Here is a 9,988-nt window from a genome sequence, read left to right as displayed (position 1 = left end):
GTGGACATTTCCCCGCTTGGCCCAGACCCTCCGCCGGCGTGACCGCGCGGGGAAGATGGGCGGACACGACGGGCGATCAGCTGAACGTGATCGTTTTGAGGGAAATGGTTTTCGTAATGCGTTTGGACGGCACAACCGTACCCAGATGCGTGTCCAGACGCGTAATGGCGAGACGAATCGTGCGGGCGCCTGAGCTAATGCCGCCGCATGAAATCGAGTCCAGAGAGATTGAAGAGATCTTCGCCATAAGAAAAGAGTCTACACGATAACCCGCATATTCGTCCCTTCGCGCGAGCGTTCCACGCCTTTTGACGTGGTTCGTGCGCTAAAAGCGACGAATCGAGATGAAATATCGCGATTGTCAGTATCTTGAAAAAACGTCCGCCGCGAGACGCTTTTCCACCGGAATTTTTCGCTGACGCGTGTGGCCAACTCTTCCGATGAAAAAGCGCTTTGCCGGTGCTAAAGCTTAAAGCGCCGCGATAACCGCGTCGCCCATTTCCTTCGTGCCAACCGTACGGCCGTCCGGCGTCGCAATGTCGCCGGTACGCAGGCCCTGCGCGAGCACCTTCTTCACCGCCGTTTCAATCCGGTCAGCCTGCTCGGCCTTGCCAAGCGAATAACGCAGCATCATGGCGGCCGACAGGATGGTCGCCAGCGGATTCGCCACGCCCTTGCCCGCGATATCCGGCGCCGAACCATGCGACGGCTCGTACAAGCCCTTGTTGTTCTTATCGAGTGAAGCGGACGGCAACATGCCGATAGAACCCGTCAACATGGCCGCTTCGTCGGAAAGAATGTCGCCGAACATGTTGCCCGTCACCACCACGTCGAACGCCTTCGGGGCCTTCACCAGTTGCATGGCCGCGTTGTCCACGTACATGTGCGACAACTCGACATCCGCATATTCCTTCGATACATCGATCATCACGTCACGCCAGAATTGCGACGTTTCGAGCACGTTGGCTTTATCGACGCTCGTCAGCTTCTTCGTGCGCTTTTGCGCGGCCTGAAACGCCACGTGCGCAATCCGACGCACTTCCGGCTCGGAATAACGCATGGTGTCGAAGCCTTCCTTCGCGCCTTCGAACAAGCCATCCGGCGATGAACGCACGCCGCGCGGCTGGCCGAAATAGATATCGCCGTTCAGTTCGCGGATGATCAAAATATCCAGTCCCGCGACAATCTCCGGTTTCAACGACGAAGCCGCCGTCAATTGCGGATAACAAATCGCCGGACGGAAGTTCGCGAACAATTGCAGGTGCTTTCGCAGACCCAGAATAGCTTGCTCGGGACGCAGCGGGCGTTCGAGCGAATCGTATTTCCAGTCGCCCACGGCGCCGAACAGAATTGCATCCGATGCTTTCGCCAGCGCAAGCGTTGCTTCCGGCAGCGGATGTCCGCTCGCCTCGTAGCCCGCGCCGCCAACCGGCGCTTCTTCGAGCTCGAATTTTTCGTCAAGCGCGTTCAGGACCTTGACGGCTTCCTTGATGATTTCCGGACCGATCCCATCGCCGGGCAGCACTGCAATCTTCATGGTGTTTCCTTCCTTTTCTTGTTTATTTGCACACGTTCGTACGTTATTCGTATTCAACCGACGAGGCGGTTATTCAGCCACGGCTGCTTCAAGAGACGCTCGTTTTCGAACTGATGGATCTTGTCGGCGTGGCGCAGCGTGAGCGCGATGTCGTCGAAACCGTTCAGCAGGCAGAACTTGCGGAAACCGGGCACTTCGAACGGGAATTCCGTGCCGTCGCCGGTCAGCACAACCTGGCGTTCCAGATCGACCGTCAGCTTGAAACCGTTGAACGCGTAGGTTTCGTTGAACAGCCTGTCGACCTGGCTTTCGGTCAGGACGATCGGCAGCAGGCCGTTCTTGAAGCAGTTGTTATAGAAGATGTCCGCAAAGCTCGGCGCGATGATCGCGCGGAAACCGTATTGGTCAAGCGCCCACGGCGCATGCTCACGCGAGCTGCCGCAGCCGAAGTTCTTGCGTGTCAGCAGGATCGATGCGCCTTTGTAGCGCGGCTGGTTCAGCACGAAATCCGGATTCAGCGGCCGGTTTGAGTTGTCCTGGCCCGGCTGGCCGACATCGAGATAACGCCATTCGTCGAACGCGTTCGGGCCGAAACCCGTGCGCTTGATCGACTTGAGAAACTGCTTCGGAATGATCGCGTCCGTGTCGACGTTATCGCGATCCAGCGGCGCCACGAGCCCGCTATGTACGACGAATTTTTCCATGATGCGTTACCGGTTTGGTTTGCTTGACCGTTCTGTATAGCCGCTTACTTGCTGGCCGCGTTGCTGATCGAATTGCCGAGGTGATGCAGATCTTCGCCAAAGCCCTGGACCGTATTGCAGCCCGCAGCCCCGGCAACGACAGCGATCAACGAAAGCAGAATGAGGACGCGTTTCATGCCAGTTCGCGGATATCGACGAAATGACCTTCGATAGCCGCAGCAGCAGCCATCGCCGGGCTCACCAGATGCGTCCGGCCGCCTGCACCCTGACGCCCTTCGAAGTTGCGATTCGACGTGGATGCGCAGCGCTCGCCCGGCTCCAGCCGGTCGGCGTTCATCGCGAGGCACATCGAGCAGCCCGGCTCGCGCCACTGGAAGCCCGCGTCGAGGAACACCTTGTCGAGCCCTTCGCGTTCCGCCTGCGCCTTCACGAGACCGGAGCCCGGCACGACCATGGCCAGACGGATGTTCGGCGCAACGCGGCGGCCCAGCGTCTTCACGACATACGCCGCGGCGCGCAAGTCTTCGATCCGCGCATTCGTGCACGAGCCGATAAAAATCTTGTCCGGCTTGATCGATTGCATCGGCGTGTTCGGTTCGAGCGCCATGTATTTCAGCGCGCGTTCGATCGCATCGCGCTTGACCGGGTCCTTTTCGCGCTCGGGGTCCGGCACGCGACCGTCAATGGACGTCACCATTTCCGGCGACGTGCCCCACGTCACTTGCGGCACGATTTCAGCGGCATTCAGCTCCACCACGCGATCGAACTTCGCGCCCGGATCGGAGGTGAAGGTGCGCCAATAGGTTGCCGCCTGCTCGAACTCCGCGCCATGCGGCGAGTACGGACGATCCTTCAGGTAGTTGATGGTGGTTTCATCGACGGCGACCATGCCTGCCCGGGCGCCCGCTTCGATGGCCATGTTGCAGACCGTCATGCGGCCTTCCATCGATAACGCCCGAATGGTCGAGCCACCAAATTCGATGGCGTAGCCATTGCCACCGGCCGTGCCGATCTTGCCGATAATCGCCAGCACGATGTCCTTCGCGGTGCAACCGCGCGGCAGCGGCCCTTCGACCTTGACAAGCAAGTTCTTGCTCTTTTTTTGCAGCAGGGTTTGCGTGGCGAGCACGTGCTCGACTTCCGACGTACCGATGCCATGCGCCAGCGCACCGAACGCGCCGTGCGTGGAGGTATGCGAGTCACCGCACACGATGGTCATTCCCGGCAGCGTCGCGCCCTGTTCCGGCCCGATGATGTGCACAATTCCCTGGCGCAAGTCGTTCATCTTGAACTGCGTGATGCCGTAGGCGTCGCAGTTGTTGTCGAGCGTGTCGACTTGCAGCTTCGAGATTGGGTCAGCGATGCCGTGCGAACGATCGGTCGTCGGTACGTTGTGATCCGACACCGCCAGGTTCGCGCTGATCCGCCACACCGGCCGCTCGGCCAGCTTCAGCCCCTCGAACGCTTGCGGGCTGGTCACTTCGTGGAGCAAATGACGGTCAATGTAGAGGATGGACGTACCGTCGTCCTCGGTGTGAATCACATGCGAGTTCCACAACTTGTCGTACAGAGTCTGGGCCATGGTCTTTTCAGGTGTTGTGACTGCGGGGGTGTTTTTTGGTTTGATGATTATGCCACGCAGGACGGCGCATTGCGCTATCAATCAAGAAAAAACTGATATAAAACAGTGAGTTAGGGTGGTAGTGGAGCTACCTGTATGGGGAGTACCGGGATGGGAGGTTGGCTCAAAATGCAGAAAAGAATCAGCCGTTTAGATGCGCCGCGAGCCAAATAAGAAGCAAATCAGGAGAAGTCAGCCGCGCGGAATAAACGGCCTGACTGCGGCGCCTCGAATTCAGTATCCGCGGCTTCTGGAGCAGCTAACCGCTCGAGAATGCTCGCACTGGCGCATCGGCTGCACTTTTCGATGCACGGAGGAACATGGTCCGGGTGGACGCGGTCGGCGGCCGAAGCCGGCGTGGTCGAAAGCGGCTCGACTAACTTTGCGTTTGTCCTGTCAGGCATATTTCGGCTCTCAATGACTGCGTTTGAAAGCCCTTCCCGGGGACTAGCCTCTGAATGCAAAGACGGGTGCAAGTGCTTTGCGCACCGGCACCCGTCGACTGTATTAACAATCTCCTCAACACCTGCTAAAAAGCCCGCCCCACGATCAACGGATCGACAGTTCCAATTGCGCGAACATCCCGATTCGCATACGGCAGCTTGTGCAAAATGTGGCGCATCGCATTGAGCCGCGCCCGCTTCTTGCAGTCCGAGCGAACGACCGCCCACGGAGAATCCGCCGTATCGGTTTGCGCGAACATCGCTTCCTTGGCGTCCGTGTATTCGTTCCACTTATTGAGTGACGCTAGATCCACCGGACTGAGCTTCCATTGCTTGAGCGGATGAATCTCGCGTTCCTTGAAGCGTCGGCGCTGTTCTTCCTGGCTCACCGAAAACCAGAATTTGACGACATGCATGCCGCTTCGAACGAGTTGCCGCTCGAACTCGGGAACCTGCTGCATGAAGTCGTTGTATTCGGGTTCCGAGCAAAAACCCATTACTCGTTCCACGCCTGCGCGGTTGTACCAGGAGCGATCGAACAGCACGATTTCGCCCGATGTCGGCAAGTGCTGCACGTATCGCTGGAAGTACCATTGACCGCGTTCGGACTCGGTCGGCTTTTCGAGGGCGACGACTCGTGCGCCACGCGGGTTCATATGCTCCATAAAGCGTTTGATGGCGCCGCCTTTGCCGGCAGCGTCTCGTCCTTCGAACAGGATCACCAAACGCTGACCGGTCTCCCGTACCCACGCCTGCAGTTTCAGCAATTCGACCTGCAGCGCATATTTCTGCTTCTCGTACGCGTGACGCGACATCAAATTCCGATACGGATACCCACCCCCACGCCAGTCGCGCGCCAATTCATCGTCGGGATGACGTGAGGCGCGCGCGTGCCAAAGTGCCGGATCGCCTTCCAGCATGACGCTGCGCAGAGCGGTGGTTTCATCCGGGGAGAGGCCGCTCATCAATGTCTTGATAGTGTCCATCAGGGTCCCCGGATCCTGCGCAGCCCCCGTCGACAACACGTGTTGCAGGGTGCTCGAAATTTGCTCGTTGGCCGCATGGACAGCGCGGCCGGTTTCATCGATCTGTGCTGCGCGCGGGGTGCTGGTCTCCAGAACGTCGCCGCGAGCGACGCTTCGCACGGCTGAATGGCGAGCGTCGGATTTGTCGTGCTGTGATGTCAAAGTCTGTTCCTTATAACTAGGCGCCCCGCCTCTCAGGTTTAACAGGGCGCTGCCTGCTTAAGCCGGCGTCGCGGCCTTCTTCAAGACAACATAGAGTTTGTCCTTCAAAAGCAGCTTTTCCTTCTTGAGCGTTTCGATAGTTCGACCGTCCGCGGGTAGCGGCCCACCCTCCATGTTCTTGATCTCATGGTCCAGTTCGTTGTGACGCTGAAACAATCGGGCGAAGTGGGCATCTTCAGTCTTGAGCGTGGAAATCAGATCGCGAAATTCTGGAAACATCGGTAGCTCCTCATGCGGTTTGCGGGCAAGCCCGCAGGGTCAGTAAGCCTGCATATCTTGGCATTACTACACAAGTTCGATGTTGATATAGCTCGTGTTTGCGTGAGTTTTGGCTTGGGCAGGTGGGGTTGGGGACGAGCGCAAAACGTGAACTTGAAGTTCATGAAACAATCAGGCCCAACAATGCAAAAAGCCCCGGCAAACACCCGCCGGGGCTTCCTTCTAAACCACTACTTAATGCAACTTACCGCTTCTCAATCGCCTTCGCTTCGCGCGGCGTCTCACCGATAAACAACTGCCTCGGCCGACCAATCTTCTGTTCCGGATCGGCGATCATTTCGTTCCACTGCGCGATCCAGCCCACGGTCCGAGCCATTGCAAACACGCACGTAAACATCGCCGTCGGAATACCCAACGCGCGCTGAACAATGCCCGAATAGAAATCGACATTGGGATACAGCTTACGCGACACAAAGTACTCATCTTCCAGCGCAATCTTTTCAAGCGCCATCGCCAGCTTGAACAACGGGTCATCATGCAGACCGAGTTCTTCCAGCACTTCGTGGCACGTTTCACGCATCAGCTTCGCGCGTGGATCGTAGTTCTTATAAACGCGATGCCCGAAGCCCATCAGCTTCACGCCCGAGTTCTTGTCCTTCACTTGCTTGATGAACTCAGGAATGTTGTCGACAGAGCCGATTTCTTCCAGCATGTTCAGCGCAGCTTCGTTCGCGCCACCATGCGCCGGACCCCACAGACAAGCAATCCCAGCAGCAATACAAGCAAACGGATTCGCACCCGACGACCCAGCCAAACGCACAGTCGACGTCGACGCGTTCTGCTCATGGTCCGCATGCAAGATCAAAATACGATCCAGCGCGCGCACCAGCACGTCGTTGACCTTGTACTCTTCGCACGGGTTCGAGAACATCATGTGCATGAAGTTCGCGCTGTACGACAGGTCGTTCTTCGGATAAACGAACGGCTGGCCGATCGTGAACTTGTACGCCATCGCCACCAGCGTGGGCAGCTTCGCGATCATCCGAATGGCCGACACTTCACGATGACGCGGATCGTTGATATTCAGCGAGTCATGATAGAACGCCGACAATGCACCAACCGCTGCCACGAGCACCGCCATCGGGTGTGCATCGCGACGGAAACCGCGGTAGAAGAAATGCATCTGCTCGTGAACCATCGTGTGCTTCGTCACAGTTTCAACGAAGTCTTCCTTCTCCTTGACCGTCGGCAGATCGCCATGCAGCAGTGCATAGCAGGTCTCCATGAAGTCGGCCTTGACCGCGAGTTCCTCGATCGGATACCCGCGATACAGCAACTCGCCCTTATCGCCGTCAATGTAGGTAATTGCCGAATTGCACGCCGCCGTCGACATGAAGCCCGGATCGTACGTGAACTTGCCGGTCTGGCCGTACAGCTTGCGGATGTCGATTACGTCCGGGCCCTGGGTGCCCTTGTAGATCGGCATTTCAACGCTCGGCGAGTTGTCGCTGAACGATAGCGTGGCTTTAACATCTGACGGGGTCATAGCACATCCTCAATCGAAGTATGGAAACAGGTTTTCGATAATTCGCACGACTCTTGCACGACTCTCGTGGGCTGGCTCAGTGGCCGGACTCAGTGTCCTAAATCAGGCAGAGCGCAGCATCTCCAGCACGCGGGTCATATCCGGCGAGGCCAGTTCGCCTTCTGGTTCCTTGCGTGCCAGCAGCAAGTCCATCAGGTCGTTGTCGCTCAGCTCCAGCAGTTGCGTCAGCACTCCAACGTCTACGTCACTGAGGTCATGCTCATATCGGCTGAAAAAACGCTCGAAGATCAAATCGTTTTCCAGCAGACCGCGTCGCGCGCGCCAGCGAAGGCGCGCGCGACGTAGAGGGTCGGACTGATGCCCGGAGTCATTCATGACACAAGTCCTTCTCAGACAGCGCGACGCACCATCAATTCTTTGATCTTGCCAATAGCTTTCGTAGGATTCAGTCCCTTCGGGCACACATCGACGCAATTCATGATGGTATGGCAACGGAACAGACGGTACGGATCTTCCAGGTTGTCCAGACGTTCACCCGTCGCTTCGTCACGACTGTCCGCAATGAACCGATAGGCTTGCAACAAGCCCGCTGGACCCACGAACTTGTCCGGGTTCCACCAGAAGCTCGGGCAGGAAGTCGAGCAGCTCGCACACAAGATGCACTCGTATAGGCCGTCGAGCTCGTCGCGCTCTTCAGGCGTTTGCAGACGCTCTTTTTCGGGCGGCGGCGTGTCGTTGATCAGGTACGGCTTGATCGAGTGATACTGGTTGAAAAACTGCGTGAAATCGCAGATCAGGTCGCGCACGACGGGCAAGCCCGGCAGCGGACGCAGCACGATCTTCTGCGGCAGGTCGTTCATGTTCTGCAAGCAGGCCAGACCGTTCTTGCCGTTGATGTTCATTGCATCCGAACCGCACACGCCTTCACGGCACGAGCGGCGGAACGACAGCGTTTCATCGACCGACTTCAGCTTCAGCAGCGCGTCCAGCAACATGCGCTCGTGCGAGTCGATCTCGATCTCGTACGTCTGCATGCGGGGCGCCGCGTCCTTGTCCGGATCGTAGCGGTAGATTTCAAAAGTACGCTTTGCCATTTCGATTCCTTTGCCTTAGAAGGTACGCGCTTTCGGCGGCACCGATTCGACCGTCAGCGGCGTCATATGCACCGGCTTGTAATCGAGCCTGTCGCCTTCGCTGAACCACAGCGTGTGCTTCATCCAGTTCTCGTCGTCGCGAACTTCGAAGTCGCTTTGCGCGTGCGCGCCGCGGCTTTCTTTGCGCGCTTCGGCCGAGACCATGGTGGCACGCGCCACTTCGATCAGGTTCGCGAGTTCCAGCGCTTCGACCTTCGCCGTGTTGAACACCTTCGACTTGTCCTTCAGATGCACATGCTTCACGCGCTCGGACAATTCCTTGACCTTGTCCACGCCTTCCGACAACAGCTTCGACGTACGGAACACGCCGGCATGAGCCTGCATGGTCGAGCGGATGTCGCCCGCGATCGACTGGGTGTATTCACCCGACGACGACCTCTCCAGCACGGCGAGACGTTCAAGCGCGGCGTCGGCGGCATCGGCCGGCAGCGGCTTGTGTTCCTTCATTTCCGACGCATGCTTGATGATGTGATTGCCGGCCGCGCGGCCGAACACCACCAGGTCCAGCAGCGAGTTCGTGCCCAGGCGGTTCGCGCCGTGCACCGACACGCACGAACATTCGCCGACCGCGTAGAAGCCGTTGACCGGCTCTTCATAGCCGCCCTTCAGCGTGCCCACGACCTGACCGTGAATGTTCGTAGGAATGCCGCCCATCTGGTAATGGATGGTCGGCACGACCGGGATCGGTTCCTTGATGCAGTCCACGTTCGCGAACTTCATCGCGATCTCGCGGATCGACGGGAGACGTTTCATGATGGTCTCGGCGCCGATGTGCGACAGGTCCAGCAAGACGTGGTCCTTGTTCGGACCCACGCCGCGGCCTTCCTTGATTTCCTGGTCCATTGAACGCGAAACGAAGTCGCGCGGCGCCAGATCCTTCAGCGTCGGCGCATAGCGTTCCATGAAGCGCTCGCCGTCCGAGTTACGCAAGATCCCGCCTTCACCGCGCACGCCTTCCGTAATCAGCACGCCCGCACCCGCGACTCCAGTCGGATGGAATTGCCAGAATTCCATGTCCTGCAAAGCGATGCCCGAGCGGGCCGCCATGCCAAGTCCGTCGCCGGTATTGATGAACGCGTTCGTCGATGCCGCGAAGATCCGGCCCGCGCCGCCCGTGGCGAACAACGTGGTCTTGCCTTCGAGAATGTGGACGTCGCCCGTTTCCATTTCCATCGCGGTCACGCCGAGCACATCGCCGTCGGCGTCGCGGATCAGATCCAGCGCCATCCATTCGACGAAGAAGTGCGTCTTGGCCGCGACGTTCTGCTGATACAGCGTGTGCAGCAACGCATGGCCGGTACGGTCGGCGGCAGCGCAAGCGCGCTGCACCGGCTTTTCACCGTAGTTCGCCGTGTGGCCGCCAAACGGACGCTGATAGATCGTGCCATCCGCGTTGCGGTCGAACGGCATGCCCATGTGTTCGAGTTCGTAGACAGCGCCAGGCGCTTCACGGCACATGAATTCGATCGCATCCTGGTCGCCGAGCCAGTCGGAGCCCTTGATGGTGTCGTAGAAGT

At 58.5% G+C, this 9,988-nt stretch carries 11 protein-coding genes; 1 reads left to right on the top strand and 10 read right to left on the bottom strand.

Features of this window, described 5'->3' with window-relative positions; all coding sequences use genetic code 11:
• On the top strand, positions 1-193 hold a 193-nt coding region (locus FH08_RS53645; RefSeq protein WP_235210579.1), incomplete at its 5' end, for a hypothetical protein.
• Positions 194-469: 276 nt separating this feature from the next.
• Here FH08_RS53645 and leuB read toward each other — a convergent pair.
• The 10 genes from leuB to sdhA form a co-directional block, all read right to left on the bottom strand.
• Positions 470-1,537: a 3-isopropylmalate dehydrogenase gene (gene leuB, locus FH08_RS0133430; RefSeq protein ID WP_031362541.1), complete on the bottom strand. Its 1,068-nt coding sequence runs from the start codon at positions 1,535-1,537 to the stop codon at positions 470-472.
• A gap of 53 nt (positions 1,538-1,590) precedes the next feature.
• Entirely contained in the window at positions 1,591-2,241 is a 651-nt protein-coding gene (leuD, locus tag FH08_RS0133425; protein ID WP_031362540.1) for a 3-isopropylmalate dehydratase small subunit, read from the bottom strand.
• A 44-nt stretch (positions 2,242-2,285) separates the two neighbouring features.
• Positions 2,286-2,417 carry an entericidin A/B family lipoprotein gene (locus tag FH08_RS49980; protein ID WP_063177216.1) on the bottom strand — a complete coding sequence of 44 codons (132 nt, stop codon included), beginning with the start codon at positions 2,415-2,417 and terminating at the stop codon, positions 2,286-2,288.
• A complete protein-coding gene (gene leuC, locus FH08_RS0133415) occupies positions 2,414-3,823 on the bottom strand; it encodes a 3-isopropylmalate dehydratase large subunit (RefSeq protein WP_031362539.1) in 1,410 nt (469 codons plus the stop codon). Before leuC ends, FH08_RS49980 begins: the two co-directional genes overlap by 4 nt.
• 568 nt (positions 3,824-4,391) lie before the next feature.
• Positions 4,392-5,492, bottom strand: a complete 1,101-nt coding sequence (gene ppk2 / locus FH08_RS0133410) for a polyphosphate kinase 2 (RefSeq protein ID WP_051888737.1) — start codon at positions 5,490-5,492, stop codon at positions 4,392-4,394.
• A 57-nt stretch (positions 5,493-5,549) separates the two neighbouring features.
• Positions 5,550-5,771: a YdcH family protein gene (locus tag FH08_RS0133405; RefSeq protein ID WP_031362537.1), complete on the bottom strand. Its 222-nt coding sequence runs from the start codon at positions 5,769-5,771 to the stop codon at positions 5,550-5,552.
• Between the two features lie 244 nt (positions 5,772-6,015).
• Positions 6,016-7,317 (bottom strand): citrate synthase, encoded by a 1,302-nt coding sequence (gene gltA, locus FH08_RS0133400; RefSeq protein ID WP_031362536.1) that lies wholly within the window; start codon positions 7,315-7,317, stop codon positions 6,016-6,018.
• Between the two features lie 102 nt (positions 7,318-7,419).
• Positions 7,420-7,692: a succinate dehydrogenase assembly factor 2 gene (locus FH08_RS0133395; protein ID WP_031362535.1), complete on the bottom strand. Its 273-nt coding sequence runs from the start codon at positions 7,690-7,692 to the stop codon at positions 7,420-7,422.
• Positions 7,693-7,706: 14 nt separating this feature from the next.
• Entirely contained in the window at positions 7,707-8,411 is a 705-nt protein-coding gene (locus FH08_RS0133390; protein WP_031362534.1) for a succinate dehydrogenase iron-sulfur subunit, read from the bottom strand.
• A 15-nt stretch (positions 8,412-8,426) separates the two neighbouring features.
• On the bottom strand, positions 8,427-9,988 hold a 1,562-nt coding region (gene sdhA, locus FH08_RS0133385; RefSeq protein ID WP_031362533.1), incomplete at its 5' end, for a succinate dehydrogenase flavoprotein subunit.

The organism is Caballeronia sordidicola (assembly GCF_000729995.1).
GTDB lineage: Bacteria > Pseudomonadota > Gammaproteobacteria > Burkholderiales > Burkholderiaceae > Caballeronia > Caballeronia sordidicola_A.
Note: the sequence above shows the minus strand (reverse complement) of the source record. Positions and strands in the feature narration are given on the sequence as shown.